Source organism: Paludisphaera rhizosphaerae, from assembly GCF_011065895.1.
GTDB lineage: Bacteria > Planctomycetota > Planctomycetia > Isosphaerales > Isosphaeraceae > Paludisphaera > Paludisphaera rhizosphaerae.
Genome location: NZ_JAALCR010000008.1, coordinates 112,230 through 131,614 on the forward strand (window position 1 = coordinate 112,230; position 19,385 = coordinate 131,614).

Annotated in this window: 16 protein-coding genes; 9 read left to right on the forward strand and 7 right to left on the reverse strand. The window is 65.4% G+C overall.

The annotated features are described in order from the left end of the window. Window positions 1-64: 64 nt before the first annotated feature. The 9 genes from G5C50_RS12195 (at window position 65) to G5C50_RS12235 (ending at window position 9,475) form a co-directional block, all read left to right on the forward strand. Complete coding sequence (locus tag G5C50_RS12195; protein WP_165069523.1) at window positions 65-757, forward strand: Uma2 family endonuclease; 693 nt, start codon at window positions 65-67, stop codon at window positions 755-757. Next, window positions 754-1,410, forward strand: coding sequence for a uracil-DNA glycosylase family protein (locus tag G5C50_RS12200; protein ID WP_165069526.1), 657 nt, complete (start codon window positions 754-756; stop codon window positions 1,408-1,410). The genes G5C50_RS12195 and G5C50_RS12200 overlap by 4 nt, the downstream gene beginning before the upstream one ends. A 222-nt stretch (window positions 1,411-1,632) precedes the next feature. After that, window positions 1,633-2,493 (forward strand): methyltransferase, encoded by an 861-nt coding sequence (locus G5C50_RS12205; protein ID WP_165069529.1) that lies wholly within the window; start codon window positions 1,633-1,635, stop codon window positions 2,491-2,493. Between the two features lie 265 nt (window positions 2,494-2,758). Then, entirely contained in the window at window positions 2,759-3,166 is a 408-nt protein-coding gene (locus G5C50_RS12210; protein ID WP_165069531.1) for a GntR family transcriptional regulator, read from the forward strand. 2 nt (window positions 3,167-3,168) lie between these two features. Then, window positions 3,169-4,131 (forward strand): ABC transporter ATP-binding protein, encoded by a 963-nt coding sequence (locus G5C50_RS12215; protein ID WP_165069535.1) that lies wholly within the window; start codon window positions 3,169-3,171, stop codon window positions 4,129-4,131. 36 nt (window positions 4,132-4,167) lie between these two features. Next, on the forward strand, window positions 4,168-7,068 hold the full coding sequence (locus tag G5C50_RS12220) for a hypothetical protein (protein WP_165069539.1): 2,901 nt from the start codon (window positions 4,168-4,170) through the stop codon (window positions 7,066-7,068). A 364-nt stretch (window positions 7,069-7,432) separates the two neighbouring features. Then, window positions 7,433-7,966 (forward strand): hypothetical protein, encoded by a 534-nt coding sequence (locus tag G5C50_RS12225; protein WP_165069542.1) that lies wholly within the window; start codon window positions 7,433-7,435, stop codon window positions 7,964-7,966. Window positions 7,967-8,191: 225 nt separating this feature from the next. Further along, entirely contained in the window at window positions 8,192-8,737 is a 546-nt protein-coding gene (locus tag G5C50_RS12230) for a hypothetical protein (protein ID WP_206107666.1), read from the forward strand. A gap of 213 nt (window positions 8,738-8,950) precedes the next feature. Continuing rightward, window positions 8,951-9,475 carry a hypothetical protein gene (locus G5C50_RS12235; RefSeq protein WP_165069547.1) on the forward strand — a complete coding sequence of 175 codons (525 nt, stop codon included), beginning with the start codon at window positions 8,951-8,953 and terminating at the stop codon, window positions 9,473-9,475. Between the two features lie 12 nt (window positions 9,476-9,487). On the opposite strand, the gene G5C50_RS12240 is transcribed toward G5C50_RS12235, so the two are convergent. The 7 genes from G5C50_RS12240 to G5C50_RS12270 form a co-directional block, all read right to left on the reverse strand. Further along, the gene (locus G5C50_RS12240) at window positions 9,488-11,248 is read right to left on the reverse strand and encodes an esterase/lipase family protein (protein ID WP_165069549.1); all 1,761 of its coding nucleotides are present in this window, start codon (window positions 11,246-11,248) and stop codon (window positions 9,488-9,490) included. Between the two features lie 86 nt (window positions 11,249-11,334). Further along, a complete protein-coding gene (gene htpG, locus G5C50_RS12245; protein ID WP_165069551.1) occupies window positions 11,335-13,251 on the reverse strand; it encodes a molecular chaperone HtpG in 1,917 nt (638 codons plus the stop codon). Between the two features lie 115 nt (window positions 13,252-13,366). Next, a complete protein-coding gene (locus G5C50_RS12250; RefSeq protein ID WP_165069553.1) occupies window positions 13,367-14,014 on the reverse strand; it encodes a bifunctional 4-hydroxy-2-oxoglutarate aldolase/2-dehydro-3-deoxy-phosphogluconate aldolase in 648 nt (215 codons plus the stop codon). Then, window positions 14,011-15,303 (reverse strand): DUF790 family protein, encoded by a 1,293-nt coding sequence (locus G5C50_RS12255; RefSeq protein WP_165069555.1) that lies wholly within the window; start codon window positions 15,301-15,303, stop codon window positions 14,011-14,013. Before G5C50_RS12255 ends, G5C50_RS12250 begins: the two co-directional genes overlap by 4 nt. A 673-nt stretch (window positions 15,304-15,976) precedes the next feature. Next, window positions 15,977-17,398 carry a DEAD/DEAH box helicase family protein gene (locus G5C50_RS12260; protein ID WP_165069557.1) on the reverse strand — a complete coding sequence of 474 codons (1,422 nt, stop codon included), beginning with the start codon at window positions 17,396-17,398 and terminating at the stop codon, window positions 15,977-15,979. A 168-nt stretch (window positions 17,399-17,566) separates the two neighbouring features. Continuing rightward, window positions 17,567-18,025, reverse strand: a complete 459-nt coding sequence (locus G5C50_RS12265) for a carboxypeptidase-like regulatory domain-containing protein (RefSeq protein ID WP_165069559.1) — start codon at window positions 18,023-18,025, stop codon at window positions 17,567-17,569. A gap of 30 nt (window positions 18,026-18,055) precedes the next feature. Beyond that, window positions 18,056-19,096, reverse strand: coding sequence for a DUF1559 domain-containing protein (locus G5C50_RS12270; protein WP_165069561.1), 1,041 nt, complete (start codon window positions 19,094-19,096; stop codon window positions 18,056-18,058). Between the last annotated feature and the right edge of the window lie 289 nt (window positions 19,097-19,385).

Below are 19,385 nucleotides of genomic sequence, written 5' to 3' on the forward strand. Positions count from 1 at the left end.
GGCCAGGCAGATTCGCTACAATTCACTGGGAAGGCCGACCCTTCGATCCCTCCGGAGCGCCGCCATGTCGACCGTCGCCAAGCCGACCCAGTCCACGATCCCGCCCCTGGAAAACGGCGACCGTTTGACTCGCGCCGAGTTCGAACGCCGGTATGAGGCCATGGCCGGAGTCCGCGCCGAGTTGATCGAAGGAGCCGTCCACATGCCCTCGCCGGTCCATGCCGCTCGTCATGCCGAGCCCCATGCCCACCTCATCGGTCTGCTGTTCAATTACAAAATTGCGACTTCGGGAGTTCGGCTCTTCACGGATTCAAGCGTTCGCCTCGACCTCGACAATGAGCCCCAGCCAGACGCTTCCCTTACGATTGACCCTCGCTGTGGCGGGCAGTCCAAACTATCTCAAGACGACTATATTGAAGGCGCCCCGGAACTGGTCGCCGAGGTCTCCTCGAGCACGGTCAGCATCGACCTAGGGTCTAAGTTGAATGCTTATCGTCGCAATGGGGTCCTCGAGTATCTGGTCTGGCGGGTCCGCGACCGGGCCTTCGATTGGTTTATTCTTCGCGAGGGAAGCTATGTTCCCCTCGTCCCCGACGCCGACGGCCTCCTGAAGAGTCAGACTTTCCCCGGCCTCTGGCTCGACCCTGAGGCGATGCTCGCCGACGACCTGCCGCGTGTGATCGCCGCGTTGAATCGGGGGCTTGCCTCGCCGGAGCATGCGGCGTTCGTCCAGCGGCTTCAGGAGGGCGGGGGATGAGCACGCGGGTCGAAGTCGCCGCTTCGGAGAAGGCGAAGCGGCGGCTGGTGACATTGAACGCGGAGATCCGCGAGTGTCGGCTCTGCCACGCGGCGGGGTATCTGAACGAGGCCGATTCGGTCCCCATCGCCCGCGATCCCGAGCCAGACGCCCCCATGCCGCGGATCTTGCTCGTTGGCCAGGCGCCGGGTCTACGCGCAACCATCACCGACCGACCGTTCGCGGGTGCCGCCGGAAACAAGCTCCGCGATTGGTTCGAGGCCGGTGGGATTCCTCGCGAGGACTTCTGGCGGAGGATCCACTTCGCGGCCGTCACCCGCTGCTACCCGGGTCGACTCCCCGGCGCAAAGGGGGACCGCGTTCCATCACCCTCCGAACAGGCTCTCTGCCACCCCTGGCTCAACGGCCTCATCGACGTCATCCGCCCCCGAATCGTCCTCCTGGTCGGCCTGCTCGCCGTCCGCACGTTCCTGGGCCCGGTCAAGTCGCTGGCCGCCGTGGTCGGCGAAGCGACCGAACGCGACGGCGTCCTCTACATCCCCCTCCCGCATCCCTCCGGCGTCAGCCGATGGCTCAACGAGCCCGCCAACGTCCATGCCGTCGCCCGCGCGATGGCGATCCTCCGGTCGGCGTTGCGAGAACAGCGTGCCTGACGAATCGACGATCGCGTCGATCTCAGACAGCACCAACCAACGTTCATCTCACAAATGATGTCAAACATCGACGATCCGACTCATGACGTGAACTGTCCCCACAAAATGTTCGGGACGGAAGGATGCCGTTTCCCTCCTCTCGTTCCTGGTTGATAGAATCACAACCTGAACTCACATCGCGCATCGACGAATCGTCGGCTTGGGAACAAGTAGGTCGTCGCCATGCACTCACTGAAATTGACCACCAAGTGCGCCGTCTCATCAACACTGCGGAATCCCGCCGTTTGGTTCGGCGTTCAAAGCTCGCTCGGCAAGGCGGGCCGCTGGTTCTCATGGCTTGAGCATGTGCGCCGATGGAATCTCGACGAACAGGGCCGCGTCGAGGGATTCCGCAGCAAGTGCCGGAGCGTCTTTTCCGATCTGAAGGTCTTGAACGGGCCGTTTCGAGGAATGACTTATCCGTCGATGAGTTCACACGGCAGCGCGCTTTATCCCAAGCTGCTGGGGAGTTACGAGGGTGAGCTCCATGGCGTCCTCGAAACGATGATGAGCCGAAACTACGACGCGATCGTCGACATCGGCTGCGCAGAAGGCTACTACGCCGTCGGCCTCGGTCGGTGCATGCCGCAAGCGCGAATCTACGCATACGACACCAACGCGGCCGCAGTTCAGCAGTGCGTCGAGATGGCCCGCATGAATGGCGTCGAAGTCACGACCGGAGGCTTCTGCGACCAGGCCGTCCTGAAAAGCCTCGATCTCGGCAAGCGCGCTCTCATCATCTCCGATTGCGAGGGCTACGAGAATCAGCTCCTCGATGCGAACCTCGCGAAGGCGCTCAGCCAACACGACTTCCTCGTCGAAACCCACGACTTCATCCAGATCGAATCGACGCGCAACGTCCTGAAAGCCCTCGAAGCGACGCACGACTGCACGGTCATCGACAGTATGGATGACATCCACAAGGCCTATGCCTACAACCAGCCGCAGCTGGCGAGTTTCGATCTCACGGAACGGCACTGGCTCCTCGCCGAGCATCGGCCGGCGATCATGAGGTGGGTTTTCGCGTCTTCACGCGTTGGGTGATCCATTCGCCCCGTTTCCCAGAGACTCCCCCCTCGTCTCAACATGAGCACGACCATCGATCGACGATGATCGCGATGGTCGCAAGCTCATTGCCCATGTCTCAACCTGACCTCTCGGGTCTGTGAAATCCTTCGCCCTCGATCCTCCATTCGAGGGACGAACGGCTCGTCATCGCATCCCGCCGCCAAGAACTCCACCCTCCCTTGACATTCGTCCGACGCCCGCCAATACTGTATTAGTTCGCTAACACACTAGGAGGCCGAGAATGCTGATCGACCTGAACGAGTCGGACGGCCGGCCGATTTACGGGCGGATCGCCGATCGGATCAAGTTCGCGATAGCGGGAGAGGTTTTGCGGCCCGGGGAGTTGGCTCCATCAGTCCGCGAGCTGTCCAAGCAGTTAGTGGTGAACCCCAACACGGTGGCGCGGGCGTACCGCGATCTCCAGGGAGAGGGGTTGTTGGAGCCGGTGCGAGGGACGGGCCTGCAGGTCGCCGTCGGGGCGACTGAGCGTTGCCGGCTGGCTCGAAAGGACCACGTTCGCGCCCGCCTCCGCGCGGCGTTCGACGAGGTCCGCGAGACGGGACTGCCGGCGGGGGAGATCGAGGCCATCCTCCATGAGGAGTGGTCGCGAGGGCAGGGCGGGGACCAGGCGAACGGGAAGGGGGCCTGACCGTGGACGACCGAATCGCCATCTCGATCGAAAACGTGAGCAAGTTCTACCGCGATCAGGTCGCGCTCGACGGCCTCTCGCTAAGCGTCCCCGAAGGCTCGGTCTTCGGGCTGCTCGGCGAGAATGGGGCGGGCAAGACGACGACGATCCAGATCCTCCTGGGAATGATTCGAGCCGACGCCGGTCGAGCGAAGGTGCTGGGGCTGGACCCGGGTACGGAGGGATTGGAGGTCCGCCGTAGGGTCGGCTACGTCCCCGAGGTCCCGACGCTCTACGACTGGATGACGGTCGCCGAGATCGGCTGGTTCGCCGCTGGCTTCCATCCGGAGCCGGTCGTCGGTCCGGCTGGTTTTCTCGCGCGTTACGGCGAGTCGACCCGCGGCTTCGGCTTGCCGCCGGACCGGAAGATCAAGGCCCTCTCAAAGGGGATGCGGGCCAAGGTCTCGCTCTCGCTGGCGATGGCCTCGGATCCGGGACTGCTGATCCTTGACGAGCCGACGTCGGGCCTGGACGCGATGGTCCGGCGCGAGTTCCTGGAGAGCATGGTCGACCTCGCCGCCAGCGGGCGGACCGTCTTCCTCTCCAGTCACCAACTCGGCGAGGTGGAACGCGTCGCCAGCCATGTGGCGCTCTTGCACAAGGGCAAGCTGATCCTGGCCGAACCGCTCGAGGACCTCCGCGCCAGGACCTTCCTGTTGGCGGTGAATTTCCAGAGCCGAGACCATGACCCGGCCCCGCCGGCCTCGCTGCCGCTGGAGTTGATCGACGCGGCCGACGCTCCACGGCAGGCCCACTGGCTGGTTCGCGCTCGCGACCGCTCGGCCTGCGAGGCCGTCCGCAACCTTCCGGGCGTGGAGTCGGTCCGAATCGAGACTCCCTCGCTCGAAGACGTGTATGTGGGCTACATGCGAGGTCGACGCCCGACGCCGTCCTCGCCTCCCTCGAGTGCGATCCACGTCGCCTGACCCTTCCTCGTCCTTCGATCCCGAAAGGAGGATCGCATGTTCGCGCGATTGTGGTGGAAGGAGGCGCGGCAGACGTGGCCGGTCTGGGCGTTTCTGGCGGTGGTGGGCATCGCGATTCAGGCGCTCATCGTCGGGTATGCCCAGGGCGACGGCGAACCGCGGGGGCTGGCGATCCTCGCCGAAGTCGTCACCTTGATTTACGTGTTCCTGATCGCGGCCGCGGTATTCGCCGGCGAACGCGAGAGCAGCACGCTCTGGATCCTCGACGCCTTGCCGGTTGAACGCCTGCGACTCTGGGCGGCCAAGGCGTCGTTCGCCTTCGCGACGGCCCTGGGGCTGGGTGGCCTGTTGCTGATCAGCGCGTTGGCCCTCGGAGGCTACTCGACCTACTGGCGGGACATCTCCGGCGTGGCCCTGCTGGTGGGGCTGGTCGCGATGGGCTGGGGCTTGTTCTGGTCGTCGCTGCTGGCCAATGCAATGACCGCCGCCGTGCTGGCGATGGTCTCGCTTTCCGTCACGCTGCTGGCGTTGGTCAATCTCCAGACTGAGTCGGGGGCCATCGACGCGGCGCCGCTGCTCCTGCTGGTCGCGGCGCTGTCCACGGCGGCCTCGGCGTGGATCTTCCGGCGCTTCGGGCCGCCGCGATGGGAACCGCGACGGGCTCGGCCCGCCGTCACCGCGGGGGAGGTCGAGGGCCCGGTGTCGAACATCCTCCTGGACACGCCTCCGCCGGCCGGCCGGCTCGCCCGAGTCTGGAAGTACTCCGTGCCGAGGCTCCTGTGGGAAACCCTGCGGCAAGTGCGGTCAGAAATGTGGACGCTCATCGGTCTGGCGATCGCCAGTGGAGTGGGGCCGTTTCTGCTCTTCTGGAACACTCGAGGCGGCGGCGCGGATACCTCGCTGATCTACCTCGGCTCGGCCATCCTGGCGCTGACGACCGGCGTCCTGGCGTTCAACGGTGAGAACCGAGGCCAGACGCAGCGGTTCCTGCTTCAGCACGGGGCGCGGCCCGGTGTGGTCTGGGCGGTCAAGGTCGGGACCTGGTGGCTGACGGCGCTCGGCCTGTGGGCGATCACCTTCGCGCCGATCGTCTCGACGACGACCTCGCATTCGATCGCGAACAATCCCCCGTTTCTTCGAGACTTGGCGTCGATCGCGATGTGGGTCGTCGCAGGCCTGACGATCATCTTCGCGATTGGCGTCCTCTGCGGGATGGCTTTCCGCCGCGGGATCATGGCGGGGATGATCGCCCTCGTCGCAAGCCTTGCAACAGCCCTGCTCCTCGTGGGGATGCTGGCGTCGCAGATCATGTTCCCCTGGTACTGGCCTTACCTCGCGGTCGCGCTGCTGGCGGTCGGCTGGGCGTGGAGCGCTGACTGGCTGTACGACCGCCCCGGTTGGGGGCGATGGGCGCGGTTGGCGGTCTACGCGGCGGCCGTCCCGGCGATCCTGGGGCCGGCCTACATCGCCAGCCGCGCCTGGGGAGCGCCGCTCATCCCGGCCAGCCAGTATGACTCGATCTTTCAGCAATCGAGGATCGTCGCACCGGTCGCCGACGAGGACAACGCTGCGCCGCTGTACCGGGAGGCGGAGCGCATTCTCGCACGCAACGGCTATCCAGCCTCGGTTCCGGAAGGCAAGGCGGCGCCGTGGATCACGGACGTCCGGTCGCTCGATCAGGCTTCCTTCGATCCGATTCCGCGGGAAGTCCTCGAATGGCTTGGTCGGATCGAACCCGCGCTGGTCAAACTGCGCGAGGCGGCCCGGAAGCCAGCGTGCCGCTTTCAAGATCTCCGCAAGGCGAGCACGCTGGATGTGGCCGACGAACCGCCCCTTCACCCGCTGATCACGGCCCTGGCCGTCTCCGCCCGCGTCCGACTCGCCCAGGGAGAGATGGAGGGGGCCTGGACCGAGGTTGAATCGTTGGAGCGGATGGCCCGGCAGTATTCGTACAGTTCGCGCTGGTCGAGCCGGCTGATCGACCCCTTGGCGTCCGGCATGGCCCTGCGCTGGACGGTCGACCCGCGCCAGACGGCGGCGACTCTGGAGAAGGCGGCCCGAGCCTGGAAGGCGCTCCCCGAGGCCACGTCTCCGGCCGACCGGATTCGGGCCGACGCGGCCCTCTTCCATAACATGCTCGACCTCCCGGGGGACAGCCTGGTCGATCTGCTCCTCTATGGACCCAACCTCGATCGCAAGAAGGCCAAGGTCGGGTCGCTCGACAAGTTGAGGTACGACGTCCAAACAACCTCCTGGGAACGAGCCCGCGCCCGACGAGTCTACGATCTGCTGGCCGCGGCCCAGATCCGTCGATTCGAGGGAGAAGCCTCTCCCTTCCGCTCGGCCGGCGGCGGGATTCCATCAGAGCGTTGGCGATGGATCCGAGCCGGGGTCGATCCCCATCGGGAATTCGTCCTGCTCGATCATGGCAAGACGCAGACCTTCACGCCGGACGATCTGAACACGTTGTCCATCTCGACGCCGCTGCTGGATTACTCCGAACTGGGCCGCGACTTCGACGTCATCGGCCGCAATGAAACCACCCGCCGCGCCGTGTGGTTGGTGCTCCTTCTGCGGCTCTACCAAACCCGGCACGACGGCAAGCTTCCGACGTCCCTGGACGCGATCACCGCCAAGGAGGATTCGGACGAACTGGGCGCCAAACCCCAGGATCTCGTCGACGTCTTCTCCAGCAAGCCATTCGGCTACGTGCCGTCGCAGGGGCAGTCGCTCCTGCCCATCGGCTCGATCGACCCTCTCGCGTCGAACCATCTGGCGACTGCCGACCATCGCCAGCAGTCGACCGAGGGCTGCATGCTGCTCTACAGCGTCGGCCCCGACGAGACCGACGACCGCGCCGAACGGAACGTCGGCTACGACGGCCGCGGCGATTTCGTCTTCCCGATCAAGAACGACGTCAAACCGCCTGCATCCTGAGTTCGCTGATCCTCACACGGAGCCCGGCGCAGGCCGGGCTCCGTCCTCCCCCGCAAGCGTTCCAAAGGCGAACCTCCTACGGCCTTCGCTTCTGATCCTGCAGAATCCCCCGAATAAATCCTGCTCATCCACGATTACATCTGAAAGACAATCAGACCGCCTGTGAAGACTAAGAGGGAGCCTTAAGCAAGACTCCTTGTCGAAGCTCTCGACCTCCATCGAGCGCCGCGTTCCCGCCGCCGGAAACGGTGTTCCGGCTCACGCCATCGTCAACGCACGAACCAATTTCCGACATCACCCGGCGGGCGTTCCGCCGAGATCTTGAACTCATCACAACAGCGCTTCAACGCGTCAGGAGGGCAGCGTGCGCCTTCGCAGATCGACGGGCGGCCTGCTGGATGCGATCGTCCGCCAGTCGGGGGTGATCGCCTTCGCCGGGTTGGCGGTGTTGCTCGTGCTGGTTCCCTTGCGCCTGCACTATTCGCTGGGCGCCGATCCAGCGGATGAGGTTCCACTCGACGCAAGTCGCACCGTCGCCCGCGTCATCCTGGAGGAGAGTTCGGGATCAAAGGGCTTCGAGAAGCTGGCTGCAGCCGTTTCTCAGCTTTCCGATCAGCCGACTCAGGAGGCCATCCGCCGGCTGATGGAGGAACAAGGCTGCACCGACCTGCACTACAGCCGACGCCTGCGCTGGGTCCTACGCGACGGCCATGACTATACAATCACATACAACCTCATACCCTATGATGACGTCGACGGCGTCTACCGCGAGCACTTGCTCGATTTTCTGAAACACGGTCCGGAATCGACCCCTCGCCTCCTGTTCGACGAGTCCGACGCACCCGGCCCGCTCGAGCGCGACACGGAAGCCGAGACTCTAAAAAATTTTCATCCCTGATTTGATTTGAAACATTCGCACGCACCCGCGTAAAAGATCTTGTCTCTGCCTCGTGGGGAAAGCCAGGACCTCGGCCGCGAAGTCGACCGTCGTCCTCTCTGAAAGGCTATTCGTCCAAGTCGCCGAAGCCCATCTCAGTGGCGACGAATCGGGGGAGCCATGAATCGATCGAACGTCGGGCGCTGCCTGTCCGGTGCGGGGCGGACCCTGGGGATGATCAGCGGAATGGGATTCACCGCCGTGGTCGTCCTCGTTCCCCAACTCTTGAAAGAGCCGCTGGATTCAGGCGCGTCGGGAGAACGCTCAGCCAGCGAGCGCAAGGTCGCGCAGGCTGAGTTGTTGGACTTCTGGGCCTCCGAGGGCTTCATCGAACTGGCCAAGGAGGTTGCCGCCGCCCCTCACGAACCGAGGTGGGAGGATCTCCTCGCCCTGATGGAAGCCCGTGGTTGCACGGAGCTCCGCTATAGCCTTCGAGTCCGCTGGACCCTCAACGACGGCCTCATCGACGACATAACTTACATGCGACGCCCCTACGCAGAACCATGGCACGCCAGGGAGTTCACATCGATTCTACGAGGAGGTCCCCGCGCAGCAGGGCTCCTCCCGGAGACCCAGCCGCGGATCATCAAGCTCCAACCGGAAGAAGGACTCGCTGTCCCGGATTCGATCCTTGAAGATCTCGTGAAACACGCCGAGCACTTGCCTGACATCGCATCGTCGACCGGGCCAATTTTTCGAGACAGCGATGACAGGGCGTTCCCAAAGCAGTAAACTCCTGCGTGATGCGAACGGTTCTTGAGGCGCGATGCGGCGAGAGAATCGACTTCGACGCTGGAAGGCTGATCGTCGTCTTCGCCCATCCCAAACGGGCCGACGCGAGGGTCGTGCGAAATCTCTGTTCGATTCCAGTCGCGGGGTTATATGAATCGGGCTCCCGAGTCGACGACAGGTGGCCGGCGGTTCATTCCCCCGTTTCGCACGTTGATGTGGTGGACCCACGCGGTCGTCATCGTCCTGGGCTCGATCGCAGCCCTGGCAGCCCCACTACACCTGGTCATCCGCGCGAATAGTGGGCCGGCCAACGACGCCGAGCTGAGAAGAGTGGGCCAGGGACGATCGATCATCGGCGCCGCCCTGGTCGAGGTGCAGGTGTCCGAGGGCTTTCAGGAACTCTCCGAGATCGCCGCCCTCACCCCTGAACCGCCGCCGTGGCAGGCGCTCCATCGCTTGATGAAGGAGCGTGGTTGGGACGACGTCGCCTACGCGCTCCGCGTCGTCTCGATCCTGGACGACGGCCGCACCACCGAGGTGCTCTACAAGCGCAGGCCCTGCCATGACGCCCAGCCGGCGACGGAGGAGTTCCTCCGGCTTCTGGCCGTTGCACACGGCCGAATCACCGGAGATCAGGTCCAGCTTCCGCCCTGCGAGATCGACCTTCGCCCGGACAAGATCAATGCGTCGGCCCGGGATGTCGTGATGTTGCTGCTGGACCGCATCGCTCCCGAATAGTCCGCGGGTCGATCAGCTTCCAGCGTGGAGACGGAGGATTCGCTCGACCTCAACGAGCGTGTACTCGCTGGGGTTGATCGTCGTGTGGGTCTCGGGAACGAGGGTCTCGCTGGCAGCCCCCTCGTGATGGGCGCTGCCGACGGGGACGACGCCGTCGCCGTGGGAGATCGCCGCTGGCAGAATCCGCCCGGTGCCGGCGATGGTGTGATACTGGATCGCAGGATCGATCGCCAGGTCGCGGAGCGCCCGGTGGGTGGGCTCGCGACGCCGGAGCATACCGATGCAGTTGGGCAGGTCGTGCATGTAAGGGAGGATCGCGCCGGGGTTGTCGCGGTTGAGCTGCCCGATCAGGCCGTCGAGGTCTCTGGGGCGTCGAGTCAGGGCCTCGGTAATCACGCCGCCGGGCTGGGCTGCGGCGCTGAGGCCGTTGTGAGGGGTCGCCACAAAGATCGCCCGCCGGATCGTGGGGACCGGTTCGAAGAAGAACAGGGCCGAGAGCGAGGCCCGCGACTGCTCCGCGGTCGCCAGCGCCTCCAGAGGACGGTTGCAGACCTGGTTCCAGAAGGTGCAGCCGGACGAGACCATCAGCGTCTTCATGACCAGGCCGCCCATACTGTGTCCGACCAGCACGGAGTTCTGCACGCCGGGGTCTGCCTGCGCGGGGTCGACGGCGGCGGCGAAGCGGTACATGTCGCGACGGAAGAGGGCCGCCGTGTGCAGGAAGGTCAGGCCGGTGGGATAGCGATAGCCCACGATCTGGTAACGGTCCAGAAACCCCGGCCGCAACCGCAGGCCGTTCATCAGGTCGGTGAACGTGTACGGGCTGTCATACAGGCCGTGGACGAAGACGACAGGAGTTTTGCCCGGCTGAAACGGCTCCAGCAGGTTCAGGAACGCCCGGTTGGGATCCTGGCTCGGGTTGACCAGGCCTTCCCAGCCCGACTGAAACGGCCCGATCGTCTCGTGTTCGAGGAAGGCGATGGGAGCGTCGAGATCATAGGCCAGGGGACGGCCGGCCCCTGGACCCTCCACGCAGCCGACGCGAAGGGGATCGACGAGTTCCAGCACGTCGCCCGGCCCGGGTCCGCCGCCGTTGAGCCAGGCGTCGAGGTCAGGCCGAAGGGCGGCCGTGGCGGGAAAGTAGCTGGTGGTCGGCAAGAAGGCGTCAGCGGCCGTCGCCTGCGGATTGCAGCGCCGGACCACCTGGGGAGCCCCCAGGCCGGCCCGGGTGTGGTCGCGGGCGTTGGACGGATTCCGGGGGGCGGTGGAGGGGGGGATCAGCCCGTGGAACTCGGAGGGGGACCAGACGAACCCGCGATGGACGATCGGTACGGCGACCTCGCCCCGGGACGTCCGGAGAACCAGGCTCGACCGGGGGTCGATCGCCCGATGACGGGACGCGACCCGCAGGCAACCGGCGAGGCACTCGTTGTAGAGAGCCATCGCCCGGCCCGATTCGCGGCCGGTCGGGTCGGCGGCCATCGCGGCGTAGGCGAAGACCGCCGCCTGATAGTAAAGCTCAACCCCGTCTCGACTTCCGGCGTGCTCGGCGAGATGGGCCTTGAGCTTCGTCGAGCCGGCGTGGTTCAGCGCATGACCGGAGTCGCCCGCAGCCTGAACGAGCGAGGGCCCGGCCATCGCAGCGGCGGCCCCCCAAAGGAAGCGCCGTCGCGCCACGGGGACGCCGATCCGCCGAGCATCATCCATGAACCCCTCGCAGATCGGTCCCCGACCTTCACGCCGCTCCGCGACGCGTCCTTGTTTCTCCCTCATGCAATCGGCCTCCGGGCCGGAAAGCGTTCACGGAATCCTTACCAGGAACCAAGAATTCCCCCCAGCCCGAATCGTCAATCGACCGCTCACATGACGATTAACGGCGAGCGTTTCTCCGCCGCCTCGTCCATGAACGACTCGATCCGGGAGGTCAATTCGCGGGCGTCCGGAGTGACGCCTTCCAGGATCAGGGCGTTCGACCAGAGCTGGAGTCCGCACTCCTTGATAAAGGCGTCGTGGTCCGTGTTGGCGCTCAGACGGGTCAGGCGACGGATCAACGGAGCCTTCGGGTTGATCTCCAGAATCCGCTCGGCCTCGGGCATGTCGCGGTTGGCCATCTTCAGGATGCGCTGCATCTGAGTGGAGAGCGTGCCGTCGGCGTTGACCAGGCAGCAGGGGCTGTCGGTCAGGCGATGGGACTCGCGGACCTCTCGCACCCGGCTGCCGAGAGCCTCGCGGAAGAGGGTCAGCACCCGCTCGAAGCCCGGCTCGGCTTTCGACGCCTCCGCATCCTCGGCCTTGCCTTCCTCGGCGGGGGCCTCGGGGAGTTCCAGGTCGTCGGAGTCGATCGAGGTCAGCCGCTTGCCGCCGTACTGCCCGAGCGAGTTCATGACGAATTCGTCGATGGGCTCGGTGAGGTACAGGACCTCCAGCTTGCGCTTTCGGAAGACTTCCAGATTGGGGTTCTTCTCGATCGCGGCGAGGTCAGGGCCGCCCAGGAAGTAGATCCGCTTCTGGTTCTCGGGCATCCGCGCGACGTAGTCGTCCAGCGAGACGTCGAGCTTGTCGTCGGCCTTGTGCGAGGAGCCGAACCGGATGAGCTTCGCCAACCGCTCGCGCTGGGCGAAGTCGACGATCACGCCTTCCTTGAGCATCATGCCGAACTGGTCGGTGAACGTTTGGAAGGCCTCGGGCTCATCCTTCGCGAGTTGCTCCAGGCGGTCGAAGATCGACTTGAGCAGCGAGCCCCGGATCCGGCGGATCACCGTGTTGTCCTGGAGCGTCTCGCGCGAGACGTTCAGCGGCAGGTCTTCGGAGTCGACCAGGCCGAAGAGGAACCGGAGGTAGTCCGGCAGCAGTTCGCGGCAGTCGTGCTGCACGAGGATCCGCTTGGCGCACAGGCTGACGCCGTGCTCGACGCGCGGGAATCCCATCCGCTCCAGGTTCGTCGGCGGGCAGAAGAGGACCGCGTGGAACTGGATCGGCGAATCGACCGAGACGTGCAGCCGCCAGAGCGGCTTTTCATCCCCGTGGTGGCTCAGGTGCTGGTAGAACCGCTCGTACTGCTCGTCGGTGACCTGGCGCTTGGGCTCGACCCAGATCGGCTTCTGGTCGTTGAGGACCTCGGCTTCGGGGAGCAGCTTGATCGGGTGGGGGACGAAGCTGGAGTACCGCTTGACGGCGTCCTTGATCCGATACGGCTTGGCGAAGTCGTGGGCGTCATCCTTGAGGTGGAGGATGATCTCGGTGCCGCGGGGCAAGGGGGATTCGACGGACTCGATGGTGAACCGGCCGGTGCCGTCGGACGACCACTCCCAGCCGTGCTCCTCGCGGTAGCTCCGCGTCCGGACGCGGACCTGGTCGGCGATCATGAACGCCGAGTAGAAGCCGACGCCGAACTGGCCGATCAGCGACAGCTCGGCCTTCGACTTCTGTTCGGTCGAGAGCCCCTTGAGGAACTCGCCCGAGCCGCTGTGGGCGATCGTCCCCAGGTTCGTCACCAACTCGTCACGCGTCATGCCGACGCCCGTGTCGCGGATCGCCAGGAGATGCGTGGCGTCGTCGGGCTCGATGGTGATCTCCAGCAGTCCGCAATCGCGCTGAGATTCGTCGGTCAGCGAAACGAACCGCATCTTGTCGAGCGCGTCGGAAGCGTTCGAGATCAACTCCCGAAGCGCGATCTCCCTGCTCTGATACAGCGAGTGCGACAGCAGGTGCAGGAGTTGCTTGATCTCCGCCTGGAAGGTGAATTCCTGCTTGTCATGAGTGTGTTCGGTCGTCATATCGGTGAGGACCTCGGGAGGGCTTTCTTTATGGAACGGGACTGGAATGGTCGTCAGCGACGACGGTAGTTCCCTCTCCCCCCGGGAGACGGGACCTCTCGTCATCGGCTGTTGGTTACATCCCACGAAACTCCCGGACGATGGCGACATACTTCGAAGCCAGATCGCGAATCCGGGCGAAATCTCCGGCGGCGACGGCCTTGGGTTCGACGAGCGAGCCGCCGACGCCCAGGCAGCAGGCGCCGGCCTTGAGGAACGCGGCGGCCGTGTTGAGGTCGACGCCGCCGGTGGGCATCAGCTTGATCTGGGGGAGTGGACCGCGGACCGCCTTCAGGAACGGAGGGCCGCCGATCTCGGCGGGGAAGACCTTCACCACGTCGGCGCCGGCTTCCCAGGCGGTGAGGATCTCTGTGGGCGTGAACGCGCCGGGCATCACGGCCTTGTCGTAGCGCCGGGCGAGACGGATCACGTCCAGGTTCACGGTCGGGCTGACGAGGTACTCGGCCCCGGCGAGGATCGCGGCTCGGGCGGTCTCGGGGTCGAGCACCGTGCCGGCGCCGAGCGCCACCGAATCCCCCAGGGCGCGGCGAGCGTCGCGGATCACGTCGAGCGCGTCGGGGACGGTGAAGGTGATCTCGGCCGCGGTGACTCCACCTTCGGCCAGGGCCTCGACGACCTTCACAAGCGCCTCGCCCGACTCCGCCCGCACGACGGCGACGATCCCGCCGTCGAGGATCCGTTTCAGCGTCTTCTCGCGACTCATGGCAGCAAGCCTTCCTGTTTCCCGGGGAGGAACCGCTCCAGCAGGCCCGCCAGTTCGGGGGCGCTGGGGATCTCCTTGAACCAGAGGATCGGGCCGGGGAGCTTCTCCAGCGCGTCCTCGTCCACCTTCAGCTTGTCCGAGATCACCAGCACGAACCGCTCCGGCCCCAATCGGGGGAGCTGATCCAGCAGGCGGTCGAGCGTGGTCTTTTTCCAGAAGCCGACGACCTCCACGAACACGTCGAGGCCCGTCTTCTTGTGGACGGCGCGGAAGTCCGGCACCCAGACGCCCTCGCGGCCCAACTCCACGATATCGGCCGTCTCGGAGAGTTCCCAGGCGGGGACGACCTGGCGGAAGCGCTCGGCGAAGGCGGGGATCTCGGGAGGAACGTAGGTCCCGGTGTCCGCCGTGTGCGGGACCAGGCCGATACCGGCGTCGATGTGGAAGCTCTTGGGCTCGCGCTTCGGCCCCCAGCGCAGTTCGGCGTCGAGGCGGAACTCCTTGCAGCGGAGCAGGGCGGGGAGGAACAACGCCATCTGCAGGCCATACCGCGTGGTCGCGGCGAAGAGGCTCAGCGGGCCGTCGATGTGGAACGTGTACCCCTCGCGCATCGAGCCGCTCACGCGGTAGAGCAGCCGGTGGAACTTGAGCTGCCGGAACAACTGACGATACCGGGCGGGGGACTCGCCTCGGACTTCAACCACGACCCGGACCGACCGCAGGAGGACCGTCTGGGCGAGGGCCACGTTGTAGCGGTCGATGAGCCGCTGGGCGGTCATGTCCTGGAACGAGAGCATCCGGTTCTCGTCGCGAAGGTCGGCGAACATGCCGGCGACCAGCGTCTCGGGCTCGACGTTCAGCTCCTTGCCGACGGCCTCCAGCACCACCTCACGCCGGAAGATGGGCCGGGCGGGACGGCCGCCAGCGGGGATCGAATCCCCCTCGTGAAGCTGGGGATGAGCCTGGCCGAGTTCCTTGCGGTACGCGGCGGCGGCCGTGAAGACCTTCTCGCGGATCACGTCGGGCGGGACGTCGGCGACCACCTCGAACTCGGCCCCGTTCTCCAGCACCTTCGCCAGCCCGCGATGAACGAGCGTCGCCTTCCCCCCGCCGCCAAAGAGTTCGTCGATCTCCCCCTCGATCTCGCCCCGGGTCATCCCGACCCCTTCACGAAAGATCGCCAGGAGGCTCTCCGCCGCTTCCAGCCACTGGGCGCTCTCGCGGTTCAGGTAGATCGGGAGCACCCGCTCCTTGCTGATCTTCACCCGCATCAGGTCGCCGGTCAGCATGGGAGAAACCTCCCGGGTCGGCGGGTTTGAAATTGGGTTTGATTGCTGGCCGAGGCATCGAACCCGGAGCCGTTCAATTGATTGCAAACCAAGAACTTACGTCTAATCCCTGGCTTCAGTATCTGGCTTTGTTCGACCAGATTCACATGCTCAGCCACCCGGGTGCCATGGCCACGCTGGCGTGGCCATGAACCGGCGCGGGACGGTTGCATGACCGACGCCGATCGCAGGGCCACGCCAGCGTGGCCACGGTCCCCAGATCCGCCAGCCACGATTCGATCCGAACCAAAACGGCCTTCCCCCCTCGCGGGGGAAGGTGGCCCGAAGGGCCGGATGAGGAGGGATCGGCGTCGCTCTGAAGTTGCAGGATCGGATGCGAGTGCGATGGCGGTCGTCCCCCTCATCTGACCGCTGCGCGGTCCGTCTTCCCCCGCGAGGGGGGAAGACTGTTCTCGTCGACGGACCCGCTCGATCCGAAATCCGACGACCCTCACCCGGCCCTGCGGGCCACCCTCTCCCGGCGGGAGAGGGGACATGGTTTGCGCCGGCTTCTGATCGTCGATTCGACGGAGCATGAATCCCTCACCAAGCTCAACGGCAAGCGCACGGATATCCAGATAGAGAATGGTCCCGAACTGCCGATTCTGATCAGCCCAGGTAGAAAAAGCCGAGTTCAAGAATCCCCGTCGTATGCACTGTGCTGCCTGCGACGGTTGGAGGTGTATTCCTCAACTGTTCCGCGCGTCACCACCTCGTAGAGGACGGCCTGCTTGTCGCCCGACTTGCGGAGGATCCGGCCCAGGCGCTGGACGTGTTCGCGGACCGAGCCCGAGCCGCTGAGGATGACGGCCACGTTGGCCTCGGGGACGTTCACCCCCTCGTTGAGCACCTTGGAGGTCGCCACGATCGGGTATTCGCCCGAGTTGAACTTCAGCAGGATGTCCCGGCGCTCCTTGGTCTTGGTCTGGTGGGTGATGACCGGGACCAAGAACCGGCGAGCGATCGTATAAACCGTCGCGTTGTCGTGGGTAAAGATCAGCACGCGGTCCTGGCCGTGGCGTTCGAGCAGCTTGTCGAGCAGTTTGAGCTTGGCCGGTGCGGCCAGGGCCAGGTCGCGCTGTTCGCGGTAGGCGCGGAAGGCCTCGCGACCCTCCGGCGAGCGGAAGGCCAGGAAGAGGAACCGGCTCCAGCCGTCGGGCCGGCGCATGTCGATCCCCGAGCCGCTGACGAACGCCCGGTAGCACTCGCGGGCGTTGTCGTACCGCAGCCGCTCCTCCTCGGAGAGCGAGACGTAGAGCGGGATCACCTGATACTCGGCCAGGAACTGGCCGCGAAGCTGGGTGATCTCTCGGCGGTAAACGATCGGCCCGATGAGCTGGTCCAGATGGGTGTGAGCGTTGTCGGCGCGTTCAGGGGTCGCGGTCAGGCCCAGGCGGAACGGGGCGATCGACGAGATGGCCGAGAGCCCGTACGTCGCTCCCGGCAGGTGGTGGCACTCGTCGAAGACGATCAGCCCGAAGCGATCGCCCAGCCGCTCCATGTTCATCCAGGCGGAGTCGTAGGTGGTGACGGTGATCGGCTGGACGTCGTTGTAACCGCCGCCGAGGAGGCCGATCTCGACGCCGAAGCTCATCGAGAGTTCGTCGTACCACTGGTTCATCAGGTCGATGGTCGGCGTGACGACCAGCGTGGGACGGCCCGCCTTCTCGATGGCCATGTTCGCCAGGTGGGTCTTGCCGGTCCCCGTGGGGAGCACGACGACACCGCGGCCGCCGGCCTTCCACCAGGCGTCCAGGCCCTCGACCTGGTGCGGAAAGGCTTCCTTGGCCACCTGGATCTTCCAGGGCGTCTGGGTCGGACCGTAGCCCCGGGCGTCGTCGACGTAGGCGATCTTGCGGCCGCGGAGATGCTCGACCAGCGGCCGGTACCAGATGGCCTCGGCCCGCGAGGTCTTGGTGCGGGGGTCGAAGCGAACTCCCGGCAGCGCAGCTTCCTGGCCCTCGGCCAGGCCCTCGACGACGACCGTGCCTCGGTCGAAGACCAGTCGCAGGGGGCGGGAATCGCCCTCGACCGAGATCGCCTCCCCCGCACTCATGTCCCGGCCGCTCCGCTTTCCAAACCGTCGACGACACCTGGAGTTTTATCCAGTCTACCCGACGAGGAACCGGTCGACGAGCCCGGGAAAACACAAGCCCCCGCGCCGGCTCCTGGAGAGGCAGGGGGCCGGAAGCGGGGGCTCGCGTGGATCGTCGAAGCGGACGCGTCAGGGCTTGGCCGAGTCGGCCGCGACCTTGACGTCATAGTCGATCGGTTCGTTCTTGCCGGCCACGACCTCGGCGTCGAACGTCGCTTCGACGGGCCCGCCCTTGGTGGGCTTCTTCTTCTTGCCGTCGTCGGGAGCCATCGACGCCATGAAGGGGTCGTCCTGGAAATCTCCAGTGACGTTGGAAGCCGTCTTGGAGACCGCGACCTTGAACTTGCCTGCGGTGGCGCCCGAACTGGCCCCGGTGGTGAGGGTGTACTTGCCGTCCGGGCCGGTAACGGCCTGGGCGGGGAGGCCAGAGGGGTCCTCAGGCAGGAACATAACCGCAGCTTCGGCCAACGGCTCGCCGTTCTGGGTGATCGTGCCGGTGACGGGGTGGAGGGTCGGCCCCCCGCAACCCGCCACGGCCAGGATCATCAACGACGAACCGAGGACGAGAGACTTCATACGATGCTTCACCTTCATGCACTCCTGCGAATCGGCCGTCGATCAATACTGATCCGCGCTGACGACCTCGCCGCCGGCGAGGGTGTTGATCGCGAACCAGACGTCGGGGTTGATCGAATCCTTGATGAACTTGACGCTGCCGTCGGCGAAGCCGGTGTTCACACCGCCGGAGTGACGGCTGCTGATCGACCAGGCGTATCCCAACCGCCCCGGATTGTTGGCAACCTGGGCGACCGTCGCCGGGCCGTTAGGCATGGTCGAGGGCCAGTTCGTGGTGTAGGTGCGGGCGTAGACGATGCCGTGGGTCGAAGTCCACAGCCCCTGGCCCCAGTAGGCGCCGTACGCGGTGGTCGTCTTCTGCCTGCGCGACTCCAGCGAGAGGGTCGTATTGCTGGTGCCGTCGGTGATCTGGGCGAGCTTCGTCGAACGGTCGGAGCCCGAGAAGATGCCGCCGTCGAGGGGCGTGGTCGTGAAGAACGAGAGGTTGTAGGCCTCGTAGTACCGACCGCAGGGGAGGATGTAGTTCGACCGCTGGGAGTTGAACCCGTTGTAGGCGCCGTTGGAGGTGGAGGCCGTCGCGTTGTACGGCTGCAGGTCCGTGTCCGACGGGCAGATGTACGCGTTCAACACCGAGCTGGTGACCGTCGTGTTCGCCAGGTAGGAGGTGTTCCCGCCGACGACGGTGAGGTTCGGCGAGGCGTTCGTCGCCGGGCACGAGGGGAGGCTGTAGTTATAGGCGTTGGACATCTGCATCTGCTCGAGCTGAGGCAGAATCAGCACGAACGCGGTCGTATTCAGGACGAATCCCTTCCCGCCGGTGCCGTCGTTGGGGCCGGCGGTGGTTCCGGACGTCGCCGACCAGAGCTTCGCCGGGGGGAACGAACCGGTGGCCGATTCGTAGTTGTGCATGGCCAGGCCGATCTGCTTCATATTGTTGACGCACTGGGCGCGTCGGGCCGCCTCACGCGCCGCCTGCACGGCCGGAAGCAGCAGGGCGATGAGGACGGCGATGATGGCGATGACCACCAGCAGCTCGATCAGCGTGAAGCCGCGACGAAATCTCGAGGGAACATGAGCGGACATTAGACGAAATGCCTCCGCGACAGGGTGAAGAGAGTACGATGACGGCGACGCCGAGACCAGGCCGCGCACGATCGATCGGGAAGAGGAAGAACAAGCCTAGACCACCCACACAGATGCAACAATGCGATTTTCGGTCATCCTTTTCTAACTTTGGACACGCATCCTCCAGATCGTTCGCGTATCGCCTGCCAGAGCCGACGGATATACTGGCGAACCCGCGGGCCGGTCGTCGATCGAATCGCCCGATCCTTGGTTTGACGGATTTGCAACGAGAGCAGGCGTCCCTTCC